Annotated in this window: 19 protein-coding genes; all 19 read left to right on the top strand. The window is 50.7% G+C overall.

The features are described 5' to 3' along the window. Nucleotides 1-22: 22 nt before the first annotated feature. Nucleotides 23-1,021: a rod shape-determining protein MreB gene (gene mreB, locus PSAB_RS22575; RefSeq protein WP_025336824.1), complete on the top strand. Its 999-nt coding sequence runs from the start codon at nucleotides 23-25 to the stop codon at nucleotides 1,019-1,021. A 105-nt stretch (nucleotides 1,022-1,126) separates the two neighbouring features. Continuing rightward, nucleotides 1,127-2,002, top strand: coding sequence for a flagellar hook-basal body protein (locus tag PSAB_RS22570; protein ID WP_025336823.1), 876 nt, complete (start codon nucleotides 1,127-1,129; stop codon nucleotides 2,000-2,002). Nucleotides 2,003-2,016: 14 nt separating this feature from the next. Then, complete coding sequence (locus PSAB_RS22565) at nucleotides 2,017-2,838, top strand: flagellar hook-basal body protein (RefSeq protein ID WP_025336822.1); 822 nt, start codon at nucleotides 2,017-2,019, stop codon at nucleotides 2,836-2,838. A gap of 8 nt (nucleotides 2,839-2,846) precedes the next feature. Further along, nucleotides 2,847-3,086, top strand: a complete 240-nt coding sequence (locus PSAB_RS22560) for a DNA-directed RNA polymerase subunit beta (RefSeq protein ID WP_051529808.1) — start codon at nucleotides 2,847-2,849, stop codon at nucleotides 3,084-3,086. Between the two features lie 285 nt (nucleotides 3,087-3,371). Beyond that, nucleotides 3,372-3,794: a 3-hydroxyacyl-ACP dehydratase FabZ gene (gene fabZ, locus PSAB_RS22555; RefSeq protein WP_025336820.1), complete on the top strand. Its 423-nt coding sequence runs from the start codon at nucleotides 3,372-3,374 to the stop codon at nucleotides 3,792-3,794. A gap of 28 nt (nucleotides 3,795-3,822) precedes the next feature. Beyond that, nucleotides 3,823-5,547, top strand: a complete 1,725-nt coding sequence (locus PSAB_RS22550) for a phospho-sugar mutase (protein WP_025336819.1) — start codon at nucleotides 3,823-3,825, stop codon at nucleotides 5,545-5,547. Between the two features lie 180 nt (nucleotides 5,548-5,727). Further along, nucleotides 5,728-7,794: a DUF5693 family protein gene (locus PSAB_RS22545; protein WP_025336818.1), complete on the top strand. Its 2,067-nt coding sequence runs from the start codon at nucleotides 5,728-5,730 to the stop codon at nucleotides 7,792-7,794. After that, a complete protein-coding gene (gene csaB / locus PSAB_RS22540; RefSeq protein WP_025336817.1) occupies nucleotides 7,770-8,939 on the top strand; it encodes a polysaccharide pyruvyl transferase CsaB in 1,170 nt (389 codons plus the stop codon). Before PSAB_RS22545 ends, csaB begins: the two co-directional genes overlap by 25 nt. 63 nt (nucleotides 8,940-9,002) lie before the next feature. After that, nucleotides 9,003-9,695 carry a WecB/TagA/CpsF family glycosyltransferase gene (locus tag PSAB_RS22535; RefSeq protein WP_084266675.1) on the top strand — a complete coding sequence of 231 codons (693 nt, stop codon included), beginning with the start codon at nucleotides 9,003-9,005 and terminating at the stop codon, nucleotides 9,693-9,695. A 122-nt stretch (nucleotides 9,696-9,817) separates the two neighbouring features. Beyond that, nucleotides 9,818-10,945 (top strand): glycosyltransferase family 4 protein, encoded by a 1,128-nt coding sequence (locus PSAB_RS22530; protein ID WP_025336815.1) that lies wholly within the window; start codon nucleotides 9,818-9,820, stop codon nucleotides 10,943-10,945. Between the two features lie 195 nt (nucleotides 10,946-11,140). After that, nucleotides 11,141-14,839 (top strand): S-layer homology domain-containing protein, encoded by a 3,699-nt coding sequence (locus PSAB_RS22525; protein ID WP_025336814.1) that lies wholly within the window; start codon nucleotides 11,141-11,143, stop codon nucleotides 14,837-14,839. 172 nt (nucleotides 14,840-15,011) lie between these two features. Then, on the top strand, nucleotides 15,012-15,353 hold the full coding sequence (locus PSAB_RS22520; protein ID WP_025336813.1) for a hypothetical protein: 342 nt from the start codon (nucleotides 15,012-15,014) through the stop codon (nucleotides 15,351-15,353). 428 nt (nucleotides 15,354-15,781) lie between these two features. Next, nucleotides 15,782-18,643, top strand: a complete 2,862-nt coding sequence (locus PSAB_RS24795; protein WP_025336812.1) for an Ig-like domain-containing domain — start codon at nucleotides 15,782-15,784, stop codon at nucleotides 18,641-18,643. 77 nt (nucleotides 18,644-18,720) lie between these two features. Further along, nucleotides 18,721-19,287 (top strand): hypothetical protein, encoded by a 567-nt coding sequence (locus PSAB_RS22510; RefSeq protein ID WP_025336811.1) that lies wholly within the window; start codon nucleotides 18,721-18,723, stop codon nucleotides 19,285-19,287. Between the two features lie 212 nt (nucleotides 19,288-19,499). Further along, entirely contained in the window at nucleotides 19,500-19,772 is a 273-nt protein-coding gene (locus PSAB_RS22505; protein WP_025336810.1) for an alpha/beta-type small acid-soluble spore protein, read from the top strand. A gap of 220 nt (nucleotides 19,773-19,992) precedes the next feature. Further along, on the top strand, nucleotides 19,993-21,195 hold the full coding sequence (gene metK, locus PSAB_RS22500) for a methionine adenosyltransferase (RefSeq protein WP_025336809.1): 1,203 nt from the start codon (nucleotides 19,993-19,995) through the stop codon (nucleotides 21,193-21,195). A gap of 226 nt (nucleotides 21,196-21,421) precedes the next feature. Then, complete coding sequence (locus PSAB_RS22495) at nucleotides 21,422-24,154, top strand: stalk domain-containing protein (protein WP_038596232.1); 2,733 nt, start codon at nucleotides 21,422-21,424, stop codon at nucleotides 24,152-24,154. A gap of 56 nt (nucleotides 24,155-24,210) precedes the next feature. After that, complete coding sequence (locus PSAB_RS22490) at nucleotides 24,211-25,371, top strand: sensor histidine kinase (protein WP_025336807.1); 1,161 nt, start codon at nucleotides 24,211-24,213, stop codon at nucleotides 25,369-25,371. Nucleotides 25,372-25,375: 4 nt separating this feature from the next. Beyond that, entirely contained in the window at nucleotides 25,376-26,098 is a 723-nt protein-coding gene (locus tag PSAB_RS22485; RefSeq protein WP_025336806.1) for a response regulator transcription factor, read from the top strand. Nucleotides 26,099-26,137 lie beyond the last annotated feature (39 nt).

Below are 26,137 nucleotides of genomic sequence, written 5' to 3'. Positions count from 1 at the left end.
ATACTTTGGGGGCTCTTTCATTATGCTTAGCAAGGACATCGGAATCGATCTCGGCACAGCTAATGTGCTTATTCATGTTAAAGGAAAAGGAGTCGTTCTGGATGAGCCTTCCGTGGTCACGCTTGAAAGCGACACGAAGAAGGTCCTTGCGGTGGGAGAGCAGGCGCGCCGTATGGTCGGCCGTACACCAGGCAATATCTCGACGATTCGTCCGCTCCGGGATGGCGTCATCGCCGATTTTGAAATTACGGAAACGATGCTGAAGTATTTCATCGACCGCGTTGGAGGCCGCACCTGGTATTCTCGTCCCCGCATCTTGATCTGCGCCCCTACGAATATTACGTCTGTTGAGCAGAAATCGATCCGGGAAGCGGCCGAGCGCAGCGGGGCGAAGGAAGTCTTCATGGAAGAAGAACCCAAAGCCGCGGCGATCGGAGCGGGCATGGATATTTATCAACCGAGCGGAAATATGGTCGTCGACATCGGCGGCGGAACGACGGATGTAGCCGTATTATCGATGGGCGACGTCGTTACCGCCTCCTCCATTAAAGTTGCGGGGGACAAGTTCGACGAATCCATTTTAAAATATATCAAGCAAAAGTATAAGCTGCTCATCGGTGAGCGGACGGCGGAAGACATCAAGCTTGCGATCGGCAACGTGCGTCCCGGCGGCACGCAGGCGGAAATGGATATCCGCGGCCGCGATATGGTGACCGGGCTTCCCCAGACTTTGACGATTACGTCGGCAGAGGTGCAGGAGGCGCTTTGGGACCCGGTATCGTCCATTGTGGTTGCGGCGAAGACGGTGCTGGAACGGACCCCTCCGGAGCTGTCGGCCGATATCATTGACCGCGGCGTCGTGCTGACTGGCGGAGGTGCGCTGCTGACCGGAATTACCGAGCTGCTCTCCGAAGAGCTGCACGTGCCGGTTTGGGTAGCGGAAGACCCGATGCACTGCGTTGTGAAGGGAACGGGCATTTTGCTGGATCATTTGGATAAGGTTGTTAAGAAAAAGTTTTAATCAGCCGATATATAAGGTATCGGTATACACGGAATAGGGTTCAGGTATAGGTTTATCAATTGGAATTCGGGCTTTTGCGGTTCTTAGGAAGGGGAAACGCCTTTTATGATAAGAGGGTTATATACGGCGGCGGCCGGCATGGTGACACAGCAGCGCAGACACGATACGGCTACGCAAAATATAGCCAATCTGAATACGACGGGGTACAAGCAGGTCGAAAGCGTCAGCCATTCCTTCCCGGAAGTGCTGATCTCCTCTATGGAGCGCGGAACGATGAAGCCGATCGGCAGAATGAACACGGGCGTGTTCGCCGAGCAGTCCATATCCAAGTATCTGCAAGGCGATTTGATTGAGAGCGGCAAGACCACGGATTTTGCGCTGTCTGCCGATCTGCGTCTGACCGATCCGGCCACGGGAGGGAATATCGTTTTTGACGGCTCCGGCAAATATATCAGCAATCAAGGCGAAACGATTTACCAGCCGCAGGCTTTTTTTACGGTTCAAGATAACGATGGAAACACGTTCTTTACGCGAAACGGCAGCTTTAACGTAAGTCCGGCGGGTGAACTGCTGAGTTCCGGTGGGTACAAGGTGCTTGGTACGAATGGTCAACCGGTGATACTGAGTGGTACGGAGGGCGACCTGAAGGTGGACGGGGAAGGCAATCTTCTTGATGCCTCGACCGGCGCTCCATCCGGCGCTCGCCTCGGAATCAGTATCGTTACCAGGCCGCAGGAACTGGTGCGTGACGGAAATGGTGTCTTTCACGTCGACGATGCTGCAGCTGCGGGAGTGCGTTATGCGAATGCGGGAGATAATATGCAGGTCCGCCAAGGATACATTGAAGGCTCCAATGTTGATGCAACACAGGCAGCTGTGGATCTGAACGCGGCTTTCCGGGCATACGAAGCGAACCAGAAGGTTATCCAGTTCTACGACAGCAGCCTGCAAAAGGCCGTCAACGATGTCGGCAGAGTATAGGAGGTTAAGGATCGATGAACAATTCCACGATTGGCGCGGCCGTCTCCATGGGCGCCCTTCAGCAGCGGCTCGATCTTATCGCCGATAATATCGCCAACGTCAATACGGCAGGCTATAAGAGCAAGGAAGGTAATTTTGAAGATGTGCTGACCCGGGTTCAGCAGCAGTCGAAGGAGTACGAGCTGGCGGGACGTACCATGCCGCTCGGCTTTGATCTCGGCTTCGGGATGCGGATACCCCGGATCACCATGAGCTGGGAGCAGGGAGCGCTGAAGGAAACCGGCAATCCCAGCGACTTGGCGCTTCAAGGAAACGGCTTGTTCGCCGTTCAAGTGGACGGCGAAACGACGTATACCCGTCAGGGGGATTTCCATTTTACGCCCGATAATACCAATCCGGCCAATATGATGCTGGTGGACAATACGGGCAATCCGGTGCTGAACACCCAGGGGAATCCGCTAACGGTTCAAGCGGGGACAAGCGTGGCCTTTGACGAGGCAGGCAATGTATGGATGAAGCGTAACGAGAACGATCCGCCGGCTTTAGCAGGTCGTCTGATGCTGGTCGAACCAAAGAATAGCGAGGTATTGCAAGCGGTGGACGGAGGAAGGTTTGTCCTTGCGGGCGGCGTGACGGCGGGACAAGCTTTCGTGCAACGAAGACCCGGTGAGCAGGCTGGAGTGGCCGTTCGGTCGGGCTGGATTGAACAGTCCAATGTGGATCTGAACAAAGAAATGACGGAAATGCTGCAGATTCAGCGCACGTATCAGCTTGCCGCCAAAGCCCTTTCCTCCGGAGACCAAATGCTTGGTCTGGCAAATAATATGCGCGGGTAGGTGAAGGAATGAGCCGTCTGAAAGAAGATCGTTTGAAACAAGAACAGCAGACCGAAGAGAATGCGCCGATCAGGCGCAAACGATCGAAATGGACAATCATTCAATGGTTTCTGATTCCTTTGCTGCTGGTGCTATCCCTGGGCGGCGGTCTGACAGCTGGTTACGTCGTCCTCGGCCATAAGGAATGGAGTGATGTGTTCCAATGGAGCACCTGGAAGCATGTATACGATCTGGTGTTTGCTCCGTAAAGACCAGGATAATGCACTCTCTTGTACACTTGTACAAGGGAGTTTTCTTTTTTATACTGGAAAATGTATAATGATTGGGGGCTTTGGAGATCAAAAAGGGCCCCTCTCCGCTTATCCAGCGGGAGAAGCCCCTTATCTCAACCTCCACTTCTGCAGCTGGTGAAGGATAAGTATAGTTCTTGCCAAAGGGAGCTTTATTTATGCATGCCGGCGGGAATAAGAGGCCTTTACCAAAGAGAGGCTGTTTTCAAAGCCCTTCTCTCGAACCGGAAGGAGCAAGGTTACATGTTGGATGTCAATCAAATTCAGGAAATTATCCCCCATCGTCCCCCTTTTCTGCTGGTGGACAAAATCATCGAAATTGAAATGGGGAAACGGGCTGTAGGCATTAAGAATGTCACGGTGAATGAGCCCTTTTTTACAGGGCACTTTCCAGGCTACCCCGTTATGCCCGGCGTGCTGATTACGGAGGCTCTCGCGCAGGTTGGGGCAGTAGCGATCCTGGGCGTGGAAGCCAACCGCGGCAAAATCGGCTTTTTGGCGGGTCTGGACGGTTTCCGTTTCCGCGGACAGGTAGTGCCGGGGGATACCCTGAAGCTCGAAGTGGAAATTACGCGTCTTAAAGGAAGTATCGGCAAAGGGAAAGCAGTTGCCAAAGTGGAAGACAAAGTTGTGGCCGAAGGCGAAATTATGTTTGCGCTGAATTAAATCATACCTGAAGAAGGAGAGATTTTTTATGACCCAATTGAGTCCAAAAGCTGCAGAAACCCTGGAACGCTGGCTGCAAGATCCATCGATTGACGAGACCACCAAGCAGGAGCTTCGGGCGCTGGAAAATGATCCGCAGGAACTGGAAGAACGTTTCTACCGGGATTTGGAATTCGGAACAGGCGGCTTGCGCGGCGTGATCGGCGCAGGAAGCAACCGGATGAACCGCTATACGATAGCAAGAGCAACTCAAGGTTTCGCCAATTTTATATTGGAGCAGCATAAAGGCGAGGGCCGTCCATCTGTAGTTATTGCTCATGACTCCCGCCGCTTCTCCCCAGAGTTCGCGCTGGAAACCGCGCTGGTTCTGGCAGGCAACGGAATCGAAGCTTATTTGTATCCTTCTCTTCGTTCCACACCGCAGCTGTCCTTCAGCGTGCGCCATCTGGAAGCTACAGGCGGGGTCGTCATTACGGCGAGTCATAATCCTCCGGAATACAACGGGTATAAAGTATATAATGCTCAAGGTGGTCAGCTTGTACCGGATGAAGCCGAGAAGGTGATATCCTACATATTCCAGATCGATTCCTTTAACGCCGTGAAGCGCGCCGTGAAGGAAGAGGCTGAAGCTGCCGGACTTCTTCATTGGCTGGGCGAGAAGGAAGACGAAGCCTACACCGATACCGTTGCGGCGGTCAGTGTTGGCAAGTCGGACATTGCCGGCGGTCTCGGAAGCAAATTCAAAATCGTATATACGCCGCTGCATGGAACGGGCAATCTTCCGGTGCGCAGTGTACTGAAGAAGATTGGCTTTACCGACGTGGTTATAGTGCCGGAGCAGGAACAGCCGGATTCCGAATTCTCCACGGTGAAATCGCCTAACCCGGAGGAGCGGGAAGCCTTTACGCTGGCGATCAAGCTGGGCGAGGAGCTTGGGGCCGACCTGCTTATCGGAACTGACCCGGACGCGGACCGGATGGGCGCCGTCGTGCGCGACCCGGAAGGGAAATTCGTTGTTCTGTCCGGCAACCAGTCCGGCGCGCTGATGATCCACTACTATTTGAGCCGGCTGCAAGAGCTGGGCAAGCTGCCTAGCAATGGCGCGGTAGTCAAGACGATCGTAACGAGCGAAATGGGCGCCGCGGTTGCCAGTCATTATGGGGCAACGGTGTTTAACACGCTGACGGGCTTCAAGTACATCGGTGAAAAAATGACGCAGTTTGAAACGTCGGGCGAATACACATATCTGTTCGGATATGAGGAAAGCTATGGATATCTTGCAGGCAACTATGCCCGCGATAAGGATGCAATTCTGGCCTCCATGCTGATCGCGGAAGCGGGAGCCTACTACAAAGCGCAAGGGAAGACCCTTTACGACGTGCTGCAGGAGCTCTATGAGCAGTTCGGCTATTTTCTCGAAAGCCTGGAATCCCGCACGCTCAAGGGCAAGGACGGGGTCGCCCAAATCCAGGGCATCATGAGCGATTGGCGGCAGAACCCGCCTAGAGAGATCGCGGGTATTGGCGTAAACGAGGTGCAGGATTACTCTCTCGGGCTGAATGGACTTCCGAAGGAGAATGTGCTGAAATATCTGCTTGCCGACGGCTCCTGGTTCTGCCTGCGGCCTTCAGGCACTGAGCCCAAGATTAAAGTATACTTCGCCGTGCGCGGCGAGTCGCTTGAGGATGCCAAATCGAAGGTTGCCGCTCTCACCGGGGAAGTCATGGGACGAGTAGACGGCTTGAGTAAATAATAAGGAATCATTTGAATCTCTTTTACGGGAAACGGGTGCCGCTCTTCGATATGAAGGGCGAAGCCGTTTCTTTTTTCGGGGACCCCGTAAAGTACATGAGCAGGCTTCGAAGCCAAGTCCTTACTTTGTGGGGTTGTCTTCTGTATAGAGATTCGTTTATGGAAAGAGGAGGAGCTTTTGGTGCAGCACAAATGGCAGCGTTGGAACCTGAATTCCCGGAAATGGCTGTGGATCGTGGTTGTAATTGGCCTGATTGGAGCTTTGCCGGTGGTCTATGACCGTTTACAGACTGAGAAATCATCCAAGACGGTGGAAATTGTATTCGATTATCGGGATCTCGTGGACGCCGCGAGCTACCGTGCGAACCCGCAGGACTACATATCCCGGCAGTTGGACCGGCTTAAAGAAGCCGGCGTACAGAGCATGGCTGTATATGAAAGCACACTTGAGGATTACCGCAAAGCCCGTCGTGTCATGTATTGGGGTGCGCAGGATATCGCCAACTTGACGGATGGCGTCATTCCGGAGAACGAGAATTATACGTATGTGCTTTTTACAAGCAAAGACAATGCCGATGCGCTTGCGCCGACGATTCGGGATACGTTTGACAATCTTGGAACTCCGGTGAAGGATTGGAATTTTCGCGGCCAGCCGGGCCTGATTATTGAAACGCCGGTCGAGGATGCGCTGTTAAAACCGATGGCGCCGGACGAGTCAACGCTCATAACTCTGCATGATAAGGGATTCCATATCGTTCCCCGACTTGTGGACTCCCTTCCTTATAATGAAGAAGCGATGAATCGCCTGATTGAACGGTTTAAAAGCCTTGGAGTCAAGAGAATCCTGTTCGAAGGCGATTCGGTCAAAGGGTTTAATGACAATGAGGACAAGCAGAGCATTGCTTCCTTTGCGGAGCTGTTGAAACAGAATGGCATCGGCATAGCGACCATCGAGAATCTTAAAGAGCAGCAAAAAGGGTTCAACAAGCTTGCCTATTTGCTCGATTACAATGTGACCCGGTTGTATTCACTGAGCGAGAACGATTCGACGCTGAAGCCGGATGTTATCGCCGACCGTTTTGCGCTCGCGACCAAGGACCGCAATATCCGCATGCTGTACTTGAACACCGCCCCTACAAGAAATACCGCCAAGGCGCAGATTGAAGATTCGGTGGACAATTTGGTGACCAGTCTGAGCGAGCAGGGTGGAGCGATCGACAAGATCGAGGCCAACGGTTTTACGCTGGGACAAGCTACCGCTTTCGAGGTTGTGGACTCGCCGTTCCAACGTTATTTCAAGCTGGTCGCTGTTATTGGAGCCGTAGCGATGGTGTCGCTGATGATCTCTTATTTCATCCCGTGGCTGACGCTTTTGGCCTGGGCATTCGGATTGGTCGGAAGCGCGGGGCTGCTGCTTGTGAAACCTGTGCTGTTTGAACAAGCGCTCGCTCTTGCGGTTGCCATCAGCGCTCCGACCGTTGCGACGGTGCTGGCCGTTCGCAAAATCAACCGATCCGGTCCCCAGTTGGCCGTTCAGGGATCGACAACGGTGCGGGAAGGACATTCCGGGGCCGTGCACGGAATCATGAATCCGCAGCGGCGCTTGGTTCAAAGCCTTGTATTATACGTAAAGACAGCCGTAATCTCACTCAGTGCGGTTCCTTTCGTTATCGCCCTGCTGAATAATATTACTTACAGCCTGGTGCTGAACCAGTTCAGGGGAGTCAGTCTGCTGCATATCGCTCCGATCGGGCTTGTGGCCATTTATGTGCTCTTGTACCGGGGCGAGTTCGCCCTGAATAAAACGGGCAAGCTGTTAAGAACGCCGGTCACGCTGGCGATGGTTATTGCCGCTGGGGTGCTCGGGATAATAGGCTTGTATTATTTGAGCCGTACCGGGAACAGCGGAACCGCCAGTTCCTACGAGCTGGCCTTCCGGAACTTTATGGAAAATAGCTTCGGCGTGAGACCGCGCAGCAAGGAGTTTTTGCTCGCCCATCCTGTGTTTATTCTTGGCTCTTTTCTGGCCCTTAAATACCGGAACGCCGCTTATCTAATGATTGTTGCCGTAATCGGTCAGCTCTCCATGGTGGATACGTTCGCGCATATTCATTCGCCTGTTCTGATTTCGCTTGTCCGCGGTCTGCTTGGACTAGGCCTGGGGCTTATCATTGGCGTGATCGCGGTAATCGTATGGCAAATTGCGGAAGGATGTTTGAAACGATGGCTGCCCCAGCTCAAAAAATAGTGCTCTCCGGTTACTACGGCTTCCGCAACAGCGGAGATGAAGCGGTGCTTCAATCGATCCTGATCGCTTTGAAGCGTCAATCCGAAGCGGCGGGGATATCGATTGAACCGGTTGTATTGTCCATCGATCCGGAATGGACTTCCGCCACTTACGGCGTCGAGGCGGTGCACCGCATGAAGCTGGCAGAGGTTCGCCGGGCTATAGGTGAAAGCTCGGGTCTGATCAGCGGCGGAGGAAGCCTGCTGCAGGATGTGACCAGCGGTAAATCGATTCCGTATTATCTCGGCGTTATCAAGCTCGCCCAATGGATGGGCAAACCGACCTTCATCTATGCCCAGGGAATCGGGCCGGTCGAGCGGAAGTTGTTCCATCCAATGATCAAATCGGTATTCCGCAAATGCGCCTACGTGTCCGTGCGTGACGAACAATCCAGGAAACTGCTAGTGTCCATGGGCCTTCGGCAGACCGATGTGCAGGTGGTGCCCGATCCCGTCATGGGTCTGACGCTGCCGGAAGAAATGGCTCCCGGACGCGCAATTAAGGGACAGCCTGTGGCGGATTCCGGCGGCGATACCGGCTTGGAGAGACCGGATCTCCCGATCATCGGTGTCTCCGTCCGTTACTGGGAGAAGGACCAGCGGGAGCTGGATGCCATCGCGGAAGGTTTGCGGCAGGTCTGCCGCACCCTTCCGGTGCATCTGCGGTTTCTGCCGTTCCATCTTCCTTCCGATACGGAGGCGTCGAAATACTGTATGGACAAGCTTGGCGATATCGCTGATAACGGCAGCGCCGTCAGCCTAAGCGAAGAAGCCGACCATCCGCAGACCATGCTGCGCGAAGTCGGGGCATGCAGCGTGCTGCTTGGCATGCGGCTGCACAGCCTCATTTATGCCGCCGGACGGCGCGTGCCGCTGGTCGGGATATCGTACGATCCCAAGATCGATCATTTTTTAAGCCGGATCGACAGCCGTCCCGTCGGCACAACGGCTTCCTTGGACAGTGAAATCCTCGCCGGTGAGATTGTTACGCTTCTGAAGGACGGCGCGGCTTGGCGGGAACAGCGGGAGACGCGGATTGACGCTTTAATCCATGAGGCGGAAGCTCCCGCCCGGCGAATTGTTGAATATCTAAGCCATAAAGGGTGATCTATAGTGAAAGACGCAGGCGCAGTGCCTACGGTAACGATTTTTGGTATACCTGTTTCCAAAATGGATATGAAGGAAACCCTCTCCTATTTAATTGAAGCCATTCAGTCCAGGGCGCCGCACCAGGTGATCACGGCGAACCCGATCATGGTTATGGCCGCCTTGGACAATCCGGCTTATAAGGAGATCATGGTATCCGCGGAACTGGTAGTTCCCGACGGCACAGGAGTGGTGTGGGCGGCCGAACGCGGCGGCAATCCCGTCAAGGAAAGGGTGCCCGGTTACGATTTGCTACATGAATTGATGAAAGAGGGAGAACACTATCACTGGAGAGTCTATCTGCTTGGATCGACCCCCGAAGTGATTCGCGAGACGGCAAGCAGGTTACAAATGCAATATCCCGGAGTGACCATCGCCGGTTTTCGCGACGGATTTTTCGGTCCGGCGGAGGATGATGAAGTCGTCGCGACGATCGTAGAGGCGAAACCGGATCTTTTGTTTGTCGCGCGGGGCGCCGATACTCAGGAGCCCTGGATCGCGAAGCATAAATCGCGGCTGGGCATTCCGGTCATGATGGGGGTCGGCGGAAGCTTTGACGTCATTTCCGGCAAAACGAAACGGGCGCCTCTGGCATTCCAAAAACTTCGTCTGGAGTGGTTTTACCGCCTTCTCAAAGAACCGACCCGTTACAAAAGAATGCTTGCGCTGCCGAAATTCGCAGTAAAAGTGATGCGGGAAAAAGATAGCGTCACATAATACGGATAAAACGCGGATTTTTATCGATTATTTATCGAAAATCGCCTGAAAACGGAATTGGAATTTGTTTTTGGAACGGAGTATAATTCAATGCGGTAGAGAAATGGGGGTTGACTAGACCAATGTTAATCATATACATCGCCGGATTTATCGTATGCATGGGACTTGCACTATGCTTGACGCCGCTTGTCAAGAAATTCGCTCTTGCCATTGGCGCCACGGATGTGCCGAATGCCCGCAAAGTGCACACGAGAATTATGCCGCGCCTTGGAGGCCTGGGTATTTTTCTGGCGTTTGTGTTAGGACTGCTTGCCATATCGCCGTTTGTTCCTTACGAGTTCTCCACGCGGGATGTTAATTTCATCAAGGCGCTGCTTAGCGGCGGCGGTCTTATTGTGCTGCTTGGTAGTCTTGACGACAAGTTTGAGTTATCGGCCAAAGTGAAGCTGCTCGGTCAAATTGTCGCAGCCTGCATCGTCGTGTTTGGCTTTAATATTACCGTGGACTTTGTGAATATTCCTTTCAACAATACCTATTCTTCGCTTGAGAGCTGGATCGCTATTCCGCTTACGATCTTCTGGATTGTCGGCGTCACGAACGCCGTTAATTTGATCGACGGATTGGACGGGCTGGCCGCAGGCGTTTCGGGTATCGCTATTGCTACAGTTGCGACGATGGCCTTCTTGATGGGCAATGTGATGGTTGCCATGATCTGTCTGCTGCTTCTCGGCAGCATCGTGGGTTTTCTCTTCTTCAATTTCCATCCGGCCAAAATCTTTATGGGCGACGCAGGTTCTCTGTTCCTCGGTTTCTGCCTGGCCATGCTGGCACTGCTCGGATTCAAACAGATCGCCGTCGTTTCCTTTATTACGCCGCTGCTTATTATTGGTGTGCCGCTGTCGGACACGTTCTTCGCGATCGTACGCCGCAAGCTGCAGAAGAAACCGATCTTTGCACCGGACAAGGGCCATCTGCATCATTGCCTTCGCGAGCTGGGTTTCAGTCACCGTCAGACGGTGCTTATCATTTACGGCATTGCCGGCTTCTTCGGAATCCTGGCTGTTATCCAGTCCTCATCCGCTTTGTATGAAGCGAACTGGGTTACATTCGTAGTCATCTGTGTGATGCTCTTCTTCCTGCAGATCGGCGCCGAGATTATCGGTTTGGTTGGACAAACCAAGAAGCCGCTGCTGAGTTTCCTTTCCCGGGTATTTTTGAAAGTAAGCGCGGAGAAAGGCTCAAAATCCTGATATATATAATGAAGCGTCTTTATCGGACTCATATCTTTCCTGAAACCTCATTCATTCGAATGGGGTTTTTTATTGTTCTGCTAAAATTGCTAATTAATAGATTAAGCTTAGCCGATAAAATAAAAGAGGATGGATTAAGCACGGAAGATGTTGCGTCCTAGACCCAAACCAAAATAGCAGTAGGAGGTTTCATACGTGAAAAACAGATTCAAGTCGATAGGCAGTTTCATTATGGCGGCCGTAATCCTGCTGTCGACTCTTTCGGCATCGGGAGCGGCGTATGCCGCGACAGGGCAATATTTTACCTTTACCAAATTCAGTACGGACCAGAACTCACCGACGACTGTTAATACGAGTACGGTGGATGTTGAGGGTTCGTTCAATGGAGTATCCGCCGACAGCATGTATTATGAAGTGGTTAGCATTGTGGATTCGAAAGAAATTCCCGGTTCCAGCGGCGCGGATGTCAAACCGCTCATCAGCAATGAGAAGTTTTTTAAGTTTCCGAATGTCAAACTGGCTCAGGGTCTTAACAAGGTGACGGTCTACGGAACCAAAAGCGACGGAAGTTTGGCAAGCAGCGAGGCTTTCGTTAATTTCTCGAATGTCCCAGCTATTTACAATATCCAACTGGTGGACGGCACGCCGCTCTCTGAAAGCATCCCCACACTGGTTAATACGGCAGGGCTGACTCTCACCCTTGAAGCTCCAAACGCTTCTGAAGTAATGATTAACAGCACCAGAATGTACAGCGGTGGCAGCGCGACATTTGTCATTGCTGATTTCCCATTGGTCGCCGGATTGAACAAACTTACCTTTGTGGCGACAACAGACGGCGGAACACGCACATATTCCATCTCCCGCGAGGTCGTGTATGCGCCTGTAGGCTCCGGCACGCCCCATAATACCAAAATAGGTTCAACTATCGTAGACAACAGCGGTGTCACGTCCAATACTACAACTGGCGAATTAAAAGGAAAATTGTCGGGCTCCATTACCTTTAAGACATCCGATGATTCCAGTACACCCAAATTAACCACTTTTACTTATCAAGTCAAGAAGACCTTGGACGGATCGGTCGTTGACGGCGGTGACGGGACGGCTACCATAATCTCCACCTCAGTTTCTTCGAACAATGATTACATTACATTTAATTATGCAGCCGATTCGGCCGCACCTATTTCTCTAACCGATAACGGCGTTTATACCATAAGCTTTTACAGCACCGTTACCGGTAATGTATTAAGCTATGACGGAAAGTCTATTACACCGGTGACGTTCACCTTCCATAACGATCAGACCGCTTATATTACGGATGTGGAGCAGGTTTACAGTCCGAGTGTAATCGATACGACCAATAAAATTGTATCGTATTCGTCTTCCGGCGAATTCAGTGGCAATACATCCTTGTTCGAGCTTCCGCTATGGCTGGTGGTTAAGACCAGTGACGCGGCCGCTGCTTCCCGGCTATCCATTACTACCCTACAGAACGGGACAGCCAACATCGCTCAGTTCAGCAAAGAAGAATTCAAAACGATAGACGGCTATAAAGTGTACAAAATCACGGGACTGCCTAATGGAGAGCAAGTGCTAAAGGTTACGCTCTCGAGTCCCGATAGCCCCCCAAAGGAAATTGATTCACGAACTTATACGCTGAATTATATCTCGGCTCCGTATATTGAGCTGACCAACCTATATAACAACAAAATGTTTACAAACGCTGAGGATTTCACTTCAATTACGGGACGCTTGGTTAATTTTACATCTGTAGAAAAGCCTTCCGTATCTATCTCAATTAACGGGACGACAGTCGCTCCGGTGTATGATACAGCATCACCTTTCAATTTCACTTATACGATACAAGCAAACTCTCCAAAGCTTGTCACCGGTCCGAACAGAATTGTCGTAACGGGCAAGGCGAATGGAGTGCCGGTATCTACTAACGTAACGGTCTATCTGTTCCCGGATGATCTACCGGTATTAAGAAATGTCGTTCCATTGCCGATAGGGGAACTGTCCGATCCAAACCATTTATTCGTAGAGACGGACGCTCTCCAGTTCACGACCAATCAGACGGAAGCGGATATCAAGTTCTATGCGGCTAAAGCCAAGGAAATTGTCATTGTGGTCGATGGGGTGCAGAGTGTAACCGCTAAATGGAACGGCTCTGCATGGACGACCGAGGCCGGTTCGGGGGTAGGCTCCAAGGTACTGATTCCTCCTACTAATTCCACCATGGATCCAAGCGGGGAATTTACTCTTCAGAAGCAGGAGCTGCCAAAGACGGGACTGCGTACAATCGTCATTACGGCAAGACTTGATACCTCGACGGTAACGCAGTCGCTGTTGATTACTCGTGAGATTCCGCCTTACTCCATTCTGTCGCCCAAGCTGCCGAATGAGAGCGTCATTAAACAAAATTTCGTAAACGTTAGTATTCTGGCGGAAGGAGCCTCTGGTATCCTTATTGGCAAAACGCCGATGGTTAAGGACCCCAAAGTGGACATTTTCAGACTGGAAGTCAAGGGTCTGAAAAAAGGGAAGAATACGATCAAATTCACGATCACATCGGGCACCACCAAAACAAACGGCTCGTTTGATATCACCTATTCCGATGAAGTGCTGCAGGGCGCGCAGTTGAAGACGACCCTGACTTCTGCCGGCAAGCTGACGGCGTTCCAGAACTCGGTTGTGCTGAATTTCCCGAAAGGAACCATGCTGCGAGATGCCACGCCGACCCCGGGATCGACCAACACTCGTCAAATCAATCTGTTCAACGATCAATATATCCTGCTTGGCATTGCGGACAAACAGGATGGTCGCACCATCAAGCAGTATAATCAGGTTGGGGAATGGGATAATGCGAAGGGCGTTTATCTGGATGGAGACATTAAAGAAATAGATGCGAAGAATTTGGCCACGACTTATCTAACAACCGGAATGCTTCACTACGGTTATGCCTCCAACCTGTATTGGATCGACGCCGGTTATTTTGTCCAAGGTAAGCCGATTAACGATTATTCCACGATTTCCGCATCCGATCCTTACAAGACCAACAATGAATTTTTCTCGGGCCATGTGGGTAAATGGATGGAGCCCACCCAGCAGGGAACGATCACCTTGAAGTATGATCCAAATATCGTAAATGCGGTCAACACGAGCCTGTCAGTTTGGAAGAATGTCGATAGTACGTGGTATAACATGGGCGGCATTGTCAACACCGGCAGCAAAACGATAACCGCGACATTCGACGGATTTGGATATTATACAGTGGTGGCTCTTCGCTACAGCTATGATGACATAGTTTCGCATCCTTACGCACGGAACGAGCTTGAAACCATGCTGGCCAAAGGAATCATGAAGACAAAGGATGCCAATGAATTCGGCGTTTACGAGAACATGACACGCGGCGAATTTGCAACCATGCTCGTAAAGATTATGGGCATATCGCTAGATTACGATCCTAATAATCTGACGTTCTCTGATGTCGTGAAATACAGTGACTATCATTGGGATTACCGTTACATTGAAACAGCTGTACGAAAGGGTTTGGTGAAAGGAACGGCACCTCGCGTCTTCTCGCCGAACCGTGCTCTTTCCAGAGAAGACGCAGCCGTTATGATTGCTAGAGCCATGAACCTTAAGCTGGGAACGATCGAAAAGGATCTCACTACGCTACAGAAGCTGTTTACGGATACAGGCTCAATTGTCTCATCTTATTCAGTGCCTTCCATTCTCGCTGTTTATAAAGCGGGGATTATTTCCGGAATTGAAAACAAGCTTGTCGCTGGACAGAAGAAGATCACCTACCGGTTTGACCCGCAGGCCAAATTCACCCGGGCTGACGCGGCGGTTATGGCTCAGCGCATGATGATTAAGATGAAGAAATTATAAACAGCCATTTTTTGAGTCAGGATGAAGTGAAGGAAGCCTCTGCTCCCCGGCATTGGGAGAGGGGCTTCTGTTATGCAGTTTCCAATTACAATTCTTTGAAATGTGGCGTACTTTACGTTACAATGACGTAAGAAGGTGAAAGTACACATTCAAGCAAGAAGGAGAACGCTAGATGAAACCGATTTTATCCAAAGCCCAGATTGATTACATGAAAGCCAAAAACAAGTTTGAGAATACAGCTAAAGTAATGGAAAAGGAAATTGCGGCAAAACGCGCGCTGCAGGAAATCACCCAGGAAGTTATGGAGGAGCTTGTTCAAGCAACCGGATTTCATGATGCATACAATGATCTGGTGGTTGCGGAAAACGCACTGATTGACTGGTCCCATTCTACGATCAAGCATGAGAAAAGCTACCGCGATAATCGTGAGGCAATCGACGCTTTATATAATAACGTGAACTCCAGCCCTGAGAAGCGGCAGGAACTGATCCAGCTCTCCATGAAAATCAGATAACAATACTAATATAAGGGCGCCGGATTCGGTGCTCTTTTTATTTTGCGGAAATAGCGTGATATACTGTTTTTCGCAGCTCTCCTAGTTAACAATAGTTTGTATTACATACAAGTGATTCATCTAATGGAAAAACAGCACAAAAATATATTTTCAGATTTTTTTTGAGTGAACCGCAACTTTTATGAAACTCCTGCGTTAAAGATGTAGAGTCATTACAACAGCGGATCATTAGTTGAATGGCTGTAAAGCTAGCTGACCACTTGGAAAAATTAGCTTTACGTGACTTAAGGCACATTGTATAATACTAAGGTAGATTTAGGAATCTAGTATTATTTTGCCTTGAATTTATTTACCAGTTTCTGTGATACCCGTCACAGACATCATTTATACTTAACATGCTCAACTCGGGAAAGGGGGTGCATCAGCTAATGAGTGACATGAGCTACCCAACTAAACAAGATTCTCAGTTCATGAATGTTCAAGGAGGAGAAAAAAAGGTTATGAAGAAAATTTTGTCCGTAGCACTGTCTACAGCAATGGCATTCTCGATGTTTGCCTCTGTAGCATTTGGTGAAACAGCAACAACTCCGCAACAAAAATTCGACGCTCTGGCAGCGAAAGGCATCCTGAACGGATACCCGGACGGCCAAGCTCATCTGGAAAAAGATCTGACTCGCGCAGAATTCGCGAAGATCGTAACCAAACTGTTCAACCTGACTGAAGTGAAGAACAAACTGTCTTACAAAGACAAAGGTTACAACGCGAAGAACTGGGCAGTTCCTTACATCGAAGCTGTTACTGCAGCTAACCTGATGCAAGGTAAAGATACTGTTAAAGGTATCTTTGACTATAACGGTAAAGTAACAGTTGAAGAAGTGGCAACAGTTCTGTTCCGCGCTCTGAAACTGGAAGCTCCAGCAACTACCAACAACAGCGCTTCGGTATGGGCTAAAGGTTATGCTCAAGCTGTAATCGACAAAGGTCTGGTAGCAGCTAGCACGAACTTCAAAGCTAACGCTTCCCGTTCCCTGGTAGTTGAAACTGCATATGCAGTAAGCACTCTGACCGCTCTGCCAACTGTAGCATCCGCAGAAGCACTGAGCCCAACTAGCGTGCTGGTGACTTTCTCCGATAAAGCAACAACTACAGTTACCCTGACAACTCCTCTGGTTGCAGGTGTTGAAACAACAATCAACTTCAAGTATAACGACCACGACTACACAGCTAAAGTAACGCTGGCTGCTCCGAAAGTAGTTTCCGTAACTGCTCCGAACAGCAAGCAGCTGGTTGTGAAGTTCAACCGTTCGATCGACTCCAGCACGATCGCTGAAACGAAGAGTGACGTAACTACTCTGGTAGACGGTGTGGTTGCAGTTACTTACCTGGGCGATGCAGCCAAGGTTAATGTGAACGACGCTAACGTTGTACTGGGCGCCGAAGGTACCGAAGCTACCATTACGTTTGCTGGCAGCGAATTCCTGAAGGGTAACTATGCAGTTGCGACAACCGACGCCATCAAGACCACTGCGGGAGAGAAAGTTTCTGCTTTCACACAGCTGCTTACAGTGAGCGACACAACAGCTCCGACGATTGTTTCGGTATCAGCAGTTGCAAGAACGACAACGAATAAAGTAACTCTCAAGCTGAGCGAACCGGTTAACGCGCTTACGGCAAGAGTTTATGTAAATGGCACTTCGTTCGTGCCTGCAGCAGGCAACACGCTTAATGAGCTTGTTGTTACCAGCGGAACGCTGGAAGCTGGAAAAACGTATGATGTTTCCGTTCTTAATCTGGCTGACTATGCCGGTAACGTGATTAATCCGAATCCAACAAAGACAAGCGTAACGGTTGTATCCGACACCGCAGCTCCGTCGATTGCAAGCGTTACGGTAGCGGGCGAGAATACACTGAAGGTTGTATTCAGCAAGGACATGGATGCCAACACGCTGAATGGCAACATCAAATTCCTGAACGCCGACGGCGAGAACAAGGGCGCATTTGGAGTATCCAAGGTTGACGGTAAGACTTATACCCTGACTGCTCCGGTATCTCCAAGCTCGGCGACCCTTAGTGGCACGGTTACATTCAACACAAGCATCCGTGACTATTTGGGTAATCCGCTGGCTGCCGCTTATTCTCAGGCTGTAACCTTTACGAAGGATACGGTAGCACCAACGGTCACCAGTGTTTCTTATGGTTCCGATGGACTGGTAGTGAAGTTCTCCGAGAATGTTGAAATTCCGAAGAACAGCAGCTTCACTATCATTAATGAAGCCAACGGAACAGTTGCAGCAACTCCGGATGTGAATGCAGCTACATCTGCAACCGTTGCTACTTACACGATTTCTGATGCTACGGTTACATTCAAGAATGTATCCTTGGGTAACGGTACTTACAGCCTGCGTCTGCCTTCCGGCCTTGTAACGGATACTTCGGTTTTGAAGAACAAACTGGCTGCATCGGTTACTGCCTTTACAATTGCAGCAACAACAACAACTGATACCAACAAACCGGGGGCAGATACGTTCCGGAATGTGGTTCAAGTTGGTACAGACCAAAGAGTAACATTTAATGTGTACGACGATAAAGGTCTTGATCTTGTAACAGTAAGAGATTTGAACAACTACACATTGGGAGGCAAGGCGATTCCAGCCGGATCGTACCTGACTCTGACCTTGGCTGCTGGTGAAACTTCTTCGACTCCGAAGACAGCAACAGTTAATATCTTCGTTCCTTCTGCGGCGGTTTCCGCTTCCGGCAAACAGGAACTGTTGATTTCTAACATTAAGGATGCGGCTGGAAACGTGGTTCTTCCGGTTGTAACCTCTGTCGACGGATTTGTAGATGGCGTCGCTCCTACCTTGGCTTCCGGTGTAGTATCCTCGGATATTACAACGAACCTGGTTCTGACCTTCTCCGAGCCTGTATCTGTATTGAGCCTGAACACTAATGATCTCACTGTGACAGTGAACGGCGTCGAGATTGCTCCGTCTGTAATCACTCCTTTGGCTCCGGTTGGTGGATTTGCTTCCAAGTTCACAGTTAGCGTTAATGTAAGCAAAGGTCAATACGGCGGCGCAGACGTCCTTTATGTTGAGAAAGACGGTAAGTCTGGCGCTACTGCATACAACGAAATCGTTGCCTACACTGGTGATGATGCGGGTACATTGAACTTCGCTGCCGCTTATGTAACTTCGATCACCGTTAAGGTGAACGATGATGCAACGGTTATCGATGCTTCTGTCAAGGAGAACAAAATCACTACTGGCACGACCATTACTGTAAAATAATTAGCTTCCTAACCGAAGCAAGAATAGCCTCTTCGGAGGCTATTCTTTTTTTATACCTACATTAGAAGGAGGCCCGAATGAAGCCATTATGGAAAATAACGTTTGCCGCAGTATTGCTGGCAAGCGGTGTTTGGGCAGGTTCAATTATAAGTAATACAGCTCAAGGAGCTGATGTGGGAAATCAGCCGGGAACGGCCGATGACCCGGTAGTAACCAAGAGTTACGTGGATCAACAGATCCAAAAAGCCCTTCAGGGTGTTACCGTTCCGTCTCCGGCAGCCACCAAACCGCCAGTCCCAACCTCAACCCCGGCCACTGCAGCCCCGACTGCCACAGCCACTGCTTCGCCGGCTCCTGCTTCGGGAGGCGGAACTGCCAGTGTTATTGTTGATGTGAAGCCTGGACAAACTTTAATCGCCGCCGCCGGAGCTGAGTTCATTGTTAGAGCAGGCAAAGCCGTCATTTATTCTCAGGACGCCAACGGTGTAGCCGATCTGACAGACGGTTTGGATTTGACAAATGGTCAGTCAGCGCCCACCAACCATCTATTATCTTTTCCAAGGGATGGACGCGGAATTACCGTACAAGACGGCCAAACTCTTGGATTGGTTGTTATGGTTCGGGGCGGGTATACATTAAAGTAATCGTCCCGTAACCTTCGTTTAGCGGGTCTCAAAAGGGTACCCTTCAATGTTTTCTTAGTTTTGGCTAATTGGCTTGGTTTTATACGTATAACCTGTTATTTAGCAATGCTGCAGTCCTTAACCAGAACCAACAAACATTACAGCGACTGCAAGAAAGATAGGCTGCGCACAATAATCCTGTAACTTATACAACAATTACAGGAGGTGCAGTTATGGCACGTAATAATCGCAAGATTGTTCCGGAAAGCCGGGAAATGCTGAAGCAGATGCAGTACGAAATTGCAACCGAATTTGGTCTTTATGGCCCCATTTCCGGTGCTGGAGCGGATACGGAGTTCGCTTCGGAACTGGGAATGTTGGGCGGTGTTTCCGCGGCATCCCGAACCCCTTATCTCGGACATTTAACATCCCGGGATAACGGTTCGGTTGGCGGCGAAATTACGAAGCGGCTCGTGAAGCAGGCTGAGCAAGCCCTTTTCTCATAGAGCGTATCGGTGACAACAGGCTTGCACCCAAGGGCATTGATTGACACTGCTACGCAAATAAGTTAATATGACATTTGAGGAAAACCGACCTTTTCCATTTGGAAAAGGTTGATTTTTTTGACGGGTTAAGTTGTGCACTTATATGAATTTTTATGCAAAAAAAGATTGAATATGGCGACTGCCCGAGCAGTTTCTACCTATTATATAGGAGGTTGAGTTTATGCCTGTTAAAGGACGTCATTTGTTTACTTCCGAGTCCGTTACCGAGGGACATCCGGATAAAATTTGCGATCAAATTTCCGATGCGGTTCTGGATGCGTTTCTTGCGAACGATCCTTATGCGCGCGTAGCCTGTGAGGTCTCGGTTGCTACCGGTCTTGTTCTCGTTATTGGAGAGATCAGCACGAAGTCGGAGTATGTCGATATCCCGGCTATCGTACGTAATACTGTCAAGGAAATCGGATATGTACGGGCCAAGTACGGCTTTGACTATAATACCTGTGCTGTGCTGACTTCGCTTAACGAGCAGTCCGCAGATATTGCACAAGGGGTTAATGCGGCGCTTGAGAATCGCGACCCTGCTCAGGTTTCGGAAGAAACGGCCAATATTGGCGCAGGCGATCAGGGATTAATGTTCGGCTTCGCAACCAACGAAACGCCTGAGCTGATGCCTCTTCCGATCGCTCTGTCTCACCGAATCGCCCGCCGGTTGTCCGAAGTCCGCAAGGATGGAACTTTAAATTATTTGAGACCGGATGGAAAAACGCAAGTTACGATCGAATATCAGGATGACAAGCCTGTTCGTGTTGATACGATCGTTGTATCCACACAGCATGCCGAGGAAATTACACTGGAGCAAATCCAGAAGGATATTAAGGAGCATGTCATTTTGCCGGTGGTGCCGGAAGAACTCCTGGATAACGAGACAAAGTATTTTATCAATCCGACCGGACGTTTTGTTATTGGCGGACCTCAAGGGGATGCCGGTCTGACCGGACGTAAAATTATTGTCGACACGTATGGTGGCTATGCCCGCCATGGCGGGGGCGCTTTTTCCGGCAAGGATCCGACAAAGGTTGACCGTTCCGCTGCCTATGCTGCGCGTTATGTAGCGAAAAATCTGGTAGCCGCCGGACTTGCCGACAAGTGCGAAATTCAGCTGGCTTATGCGATTGGCGTAGCGAACCCGGTTTCCATTAACGTCGATACATACGGCACAGGCAAGGTCAGTGAGGAACAACTGGTTAAGCTGGTTCGTGACAATTTCGACCTTCGCCCGGCCGGAATAATTGCCATGCTGGATCTGCGCAGACCGATCTACAAGCAGACGGCTGCTTATGGTCATTTTGGACGCACTGATCTCGATCTTCCTTGGGAACGTGTGGATAAAGCGGGATTGCTCAGAGAGCAAGCTGGTCTGTAATTTTGCTAAGCGGGATGGATTTCATCTTGCAAAACATCTAAGAAAAGGCCTTTTGTATGGACAAGTCATTTGAGCTGTCTGTATGCAAAAGGCCTTTTTTATGCCCGAAATGGAGGTTGAAATATTTTTTGGTGTCAATTTCGTAACTTTTTCGGTAAAACTTAGTCTATTAATTATGTAAGGGGAACGCGGTGGGGGAATATTTGAGATGGGAGAGTTACTTTGAATGAATAGCAGTTGTTCATCGAACCAGACTAGAAATGATAAACCAGGGAGCTATAAAAAAACTATCGCCGCCAAATGGGTAGCTGCTTCGCTCGCAGGCGTGTTGTGGATCATGCCGGTCATTGGCAGCGAACCGATGCAGTTCCGGCAGGGCTTCTCGTCAATTGCAGAGGCCGCTTCCTCTTTTACAGCAACCAAAGTGAGTGAAGAAATCATTACATCGGGTGCAACGAAGCTGAAATACAAATATACCGTAACCCGCTCGGGCAGCAAAGCCACCGGCCTTGCAGATGTTATCCGCGTGGATCTGAACAATCCTTACGTCTCTATAGACGTCATGACTGGCAAGAATGGTAAGCTGACCACGCGCCAGAGCACGGGCGGAATGGCCAAAGAGACGGGTGCGGTAGCGGCGGTAAATGGAGATTATTTCAATACCGGAGGTGAAGGTGCGCCGATCGGCGGTGAAGTATCGGGGGGAACTCTGGTATCGACCCCGTCTCAGTTGAATGGACTTTATGCTTTTGCCCTGACGACGGACAGAAAACCGATTATCGATCAATTCTCTTTCGAGGGCATGGTAACGGCTGCTGACGGTTCGCAGCTTGCACTGGCGGGAATCAACAAGGGGGCATACAATCCGGAAGGCGGAGCTTCGACTTACAGTCATGTCAATGCGGCGTATATTTATACGGATGCTTGGACGGCGCTGGAACGGCCGAAAAACAGCTCTACCTCCCCGACCGAGGTACTGGTCGAAAATGGAATCATTACGCAAATTTCAAGCCGAAATACCGCTCTGCCGATAGCGGTGCCGGCGGGCGCCTATATTCTGCGGACGCATGGAACGGCTGCACAGTTCGTCGCCGATCATTTGCAGGTCGGACAGCCTCTGACAGTGGCCTGCTCGCTTCGCGCAGCAACAACAGGGGAAACCATTGATCCGGCAAATCTGCAGATGATGATCGGCGGGCACACGATTCTGGTGGATCAAGGGAAGGCGGCGGCATTCTCCCGTTCCGTCAGCAGCATCGGCGGCTACCGGGCACGAACGGCCCTTGGGTATTCCCAGGACGGACGCTACGCTTACATTATCGCGGTGGAGAAGAATGACAGCAGCTCGGGGATGTCCCTCTCCGAATTGCAATCCTTTATGACGAGCATCGGCGTATATAAAGGACTTAACCTGGATGGCGGCGGTTCAACGACAATGGTCGACCGGCCGCTGGCCGAAACCGAAACAATCCTCTCGTTCGATACGGAATACGGCACGGAGCAGCGCAGCATTGTTAACGGGGTTGGTGTCTATTCCAATGCGCCGCAGGGAGAAGTGAAAGGAATCAAGATCAGCGGCAGCAGCGTCCTGCTCATCGGTCAGAAGACATCTTATACGCTGAAAGGCTACGATACGTATTACAACCCGATTGACGTCGCCTCCGGGAACCCCTCCTGGAAATCCAGCAGCGGCAGCGTAAGCGTGAGCGGAGGTGAAGCGACGGCGGTAAAGCCGGGAACAGCCGCTTTGACCGCGACCAGCGGATCGGTAAGCGCCTCAACGACAGTTACCGTGCTTGGCGGAGACAATTTGACCCGTTTGACGGCGGGAACGGTTAACGGTCCGTTGAAGGCCGGGACCTCGATTCCGGTGCCACTTACCGCAGTTGCCAAAAACGGCGCTTCCATCAGCGTGCCGGATTCTGCAGTGAAATGGGAGTTTGTCGGCTTCAAGGGAAGCGTACAGGGCGGCAAGCTGACCGTGAATTCGGTAAATGCGGGAGTGATGACGGGTTATGCTATTGCGCGTTACGACGGGTTCAGCACGGCAATTGTGCTGACGACAGCCGCAGCAACCCCGTGGGAGGATTTTGAAAATGTCGCTTATCCGATCGCTTTTACTACTAATAATCCGGCTGTTCTAGGAACGGCTTCGATTACAGCGGGCAGTGAAGACCACGCCGGGTCGAAGGTTCTGAACCTCAGCTATGATATGACCGCGGGTACGGGCAAGATGTATGCTTACGCCCAATTCAACGGGACTGCTGGCAAATCGCTTCCGGCGGCAGCGACCTCGATGTCGCTTGATGTGATGGGTGATAAGAGCCTGAACTGGCTGCGCGCCGAATTTACGGATGCCGGAGGAGCGACGGTCTATGTAGATCTTGCCAAAACCATCGACTGGACCGGATGGAAGAAGCTTGATATTGACCTGTCAGGCTCAGGAATGAAATTCCCGGCAGCGCTGAAGCGGTTGTATGTCGTGAATGTCGAGGAAGGACAGGATGAACGCGCCAAGACGGGCACCGTGGCCTTTGACAATATTTCCTTCACCATGCCTTCGCTATCCAGCGAGGCGGGATTGCCTACGGGAACGGCGTCCATGACGATCGGCCAGAAGGCGCTAACGGTCAACGGAACGAAGAAAGCTATTGACTCGGCGCCACTGGTGCAAAATGGAACAACCTATGTGCCGATACGCTATGTGTTGGACGCCTTTGGCGGCAGCGCATCCTGGGACCCGGTCACCCGGAAGATTATGGTGCTCCGCGGCTCCAAAGCGCTGGACCTTACGGTAAACAAGAAGGAATTTGTTCTAAATGGCGTACGTCAAAGCGCAGAAGTAGCGCCTTTACTCCTACAAGGAAGGACTTTAGTCCCGCTTCGTCTAGTCTCCGAGCAGCTTGGACTCACCGTAAAATGGGAACAGGAAACGAAGACCGTAACGATCGAATCATGATATGTTAATATAAAGGCGTGCCTTAATATGATTCGATAGAAATGGGGCCATTGTCCGTGGAATTCCAACCCGATGCCATTGACCGCGTAATCAAGAATACGATTGACGTAATGGAAGACAGCAAGTATCAGATTTTTGAGATTTTGCAAGCGGCCCGCGAGGAGCTTGCAAATCTCAACAATGAACTGCAGCAGGTTCGGCAGGAGACGGATGAAATGCTGCAGAAGGTAGACAAGCTGGAGGTCGATTACCGCCGGTCACGTATCCGGTTAACGGAGGTCAGCCGCGATTTCGTTCGTTATACAGAACAAGATATTCGGATTGCCTACGAGAAGGCGACGGAGCTGCAGCTTGAGCTTATGATGAGCAGGGAAAGGGAAGCTTACCTCAGGAACCGGCGAGACGAGCTGCAGAAGCGGGTCCGGAGCGTCGAGAACTCGGTGGAGCGGGCGGAATCGATCGGCTCGCAAATGAGTGTGGTCTTGAAGTATTTGTCCGGAGAACTGGGACATGTAACGCGGATTGTCGAATCGGCCAAGAACCGTCAGATCATCGGGCTCAAAATTATTTTGGCCCAGGAAGAGGAGCGCAAGCGGATTGCCCGCGAAATCCATGACGGCCCTGCTCAAATGCTGGCCAACCTGGTGCTCCGAACAGAAATTGTGGAAAGAATGCTCGTGAAGCAGGAAATTGGACTGGTCCAGAACGAAATAGTAGATCTGAAAGGACAGGTACGTTCCAGTCTCGAGGAAATGCGGAAGGTTATTTTCAACCTGCGTCCGATGGCTTTGGATGATTTGGGATTAATTCCCACGCTGCGCAAGTATGTTCATGATTATGAGGAGAAGAATAAAATCCGAACCTCTTTTGAAACCAGAGGCAAGGAGCACCGCCTGTCGTCAGCTATGGAAGCAGCCGTGTACCGGCTCATTCAAGAGGCGCTGTCCAATGTGGCAAAGCATGCTTGTGCCAGCTACGTTTTGGTGGAAATTACATATCAGGCACAGTTGATCAAAATTGTTGTGAGGGATAATGGAATAGGCTTCAATGTGCAGAAAATGAAAAAAGAGCAGATTGACAGAGAAAGCTTCGGTCTGGTCGGGATGCGTGAACGCGTGGAACTGCTGGAAGGAAGAATGGAAATTGAATCTGCCGAAAATGAAGGAACCGCAATCATTATCCATATTCCAACGAACGTGGACAAGGGAAAGGAGTAGTGTAATGGAGAACCAAAACCCCGGCAAGACACCCATTAAAGTGCTTTTGGCTGACGATCATCAGCTGTTCAGAGAAGGACTCAAGCGTATTTTGAATATGGAGGAAGACATCGAGGTCATAGGCGAATGCGGTGACGGCATACAGGTGCTTGAGTTCGTCAACCAGAATAAACCGGACATCGTGCTGATGGATATCAATATGCCGGTCGAGAACGGCGTGGAGGCGACGGAAAAGCTGAGGGAAATGTTCCCCGACGTTAAAGTGATTATTTTGTCCATCCATGATGATGAAAGCTACGTATTCGAAACGCTGCGCAAGGGCGCCAACGGTTATCTGCTGAAGGATATGGAGGCCGAGTCGCTGATCAATGCGATCCGTTCGGTATGCGAGGGGCATGCCTTTATCCATCCTAAAGTGACGGGCAAGCTGATTAACCAGCTTCGACGGATGACTTATCTGAACGAAGCGGGCGCGATTGCCGAAACCTCGGTGAAGGAAGCGGGAGTCAAATTTGTGGCGGGCGACAACAATCCGCTGACGCGCCGCGAAGCCGAAGTGCTGCGCCTGATGGCCGAAGGAAAGAGCAACAAGATGATCGGCGAATATTTGTTTATCAGCGAAAAGACGGTCAAAAACCATGTCAGCAGCATTTTGCAAAAAATGGAGGTCGACGACCGCACCCAAGCGGTTATCAATTCGATCAAATACGGCTGGGTAACGCTGTAAAATAACCCCTAAGCTTACGGTACGCGAAAGTTCGCGCAA

It is taken from the genome of Paenibacillus sabinae T27 (assembly GCF_000612505.1).
Taxonomy (GTDB): domain Bacteria; phylum Bacillota; class Bacilli; order Paenibacillales; family Paenibacillaceae; genus Paenibacillus_AQ; species Paenibacillus_AQ sabinae.
Note: the sequence above shows the minus strand (reverse complement) of the source record. Positions and strands in the feature narration are given on the sequence as shown.

Excerpts from the sequence above, each read along its gene's own strand:
- PSAB_RS22560 (WP_051529808.1), top strand. The coding sequence starts at position 2,847 with ATGAGCCGTCTGAAAGAAGATCGTTTGAAACAAGAACAGCAGACCGAA.
- PSAB_RS22520 (WP_025336813.1), top strand. The coding sequence starts at position 15,012 with ATGAAACCGATTTTATCCAAAGCCCAGATTGATTACATGAAAGCCAAA.
- PSAB_RS22530 (WP_025336815.1), top strand. The coding sequence starts at position 9,818 with ATGTTAATCATATACATCGCCGGATTTATCGTATGCATGGGACTTGCA.
- metK (WP_025336809.1), top strand. The coding sequence starts at position 19,993 with ATGCCTGTTAAAGGACGTCATTTGTTTACTTCCGAGTCCGTTACCGAG.
- PSAB_RS22505 (WP_025336810.1), top strand. The coding sequence starts at position 19,500 with ATGGCACGTAATAATCGCAAGATTGTTCCGGAAAGCCGGGAAATGCTG.
- PSAB_RS24795 (WP_025336812.1), top strand. The coding sequence starts at position 15,782 with ATGAGTGACATGAGCTACCCAACTAAACAAGATTCTCAGTTCATGAAT.
- csaB (WP_025336817.1), top strand. The coding sequence starts at position 7,770 with ATGGCTGCCCCAGCTCAAAAAATAGTGCTCTCCGGTTACTACGGCTTC.
- PSAB_RS22510 (WP_025336811.1), top strand. The coding sequence starts at position 18,721 with ATGAAGCCATTATGGAAAATAACGTTTGCCGCAGTATTGCTGGCAAGC.
- PSAB_RS22495 (WP_038596232.1), top strand. The coding sequence starts at position 21,422 with ATGAATAGCAGTTGTTCATCGAACCAGACTAGAAATGATAAACCAGGG.
- mreB (WP_025336824.1), top strand. The coding sequence starts at position 23 with ATGCTTAGCAAGGACATCGGAATCGATCTCGGCACAGCTAATGTGCTT.
- PSAB_RS22485 (WP_025336806.1), top strand. The coding sequence starts at position 25,376 with ATGGAGAACCAAAACCCCGGCAAGACACCCATTAAAGTGCTTTTGGCT.
- PSAB_RS22535 (WP_084266675.1), top strand. The coding sequence starts at position 9,003 with ATGGATATGAAGGAAACCCTCTCCTATTTAATTGAAGCCATTCAGTCC.
- PSAB_RS22565 (WP_025336822.1), top strand. The coding sequence starts at position 2,017 with ATGAACAATTCCACGATTGGCGCGGCCGTCTCCATGGGCGCCCTTCAG.
- fabZ (WP_025336820.1), top strand. The coding sequence starts at position 3,372 with ATGTTGGATGTCAATCAAATTCAGGAAATTATCCCCCATCGTCCCCCT.
- PSAB_RS22550 (WP_025336819.1), top strand. The coding sequence starts at position 3,823 with ATGACCCAATTGAGTCCAAAAGCTGCAGAAACCCTGGAACGCTGGCTG.
- PSAB_RS22570 (WP_025336823.1), top strand. The coding sequence starts at position 1,127 with ATGATAAGAGGGTTATATACGGCGGCGGCCGGCATGGTGACACAGCAG.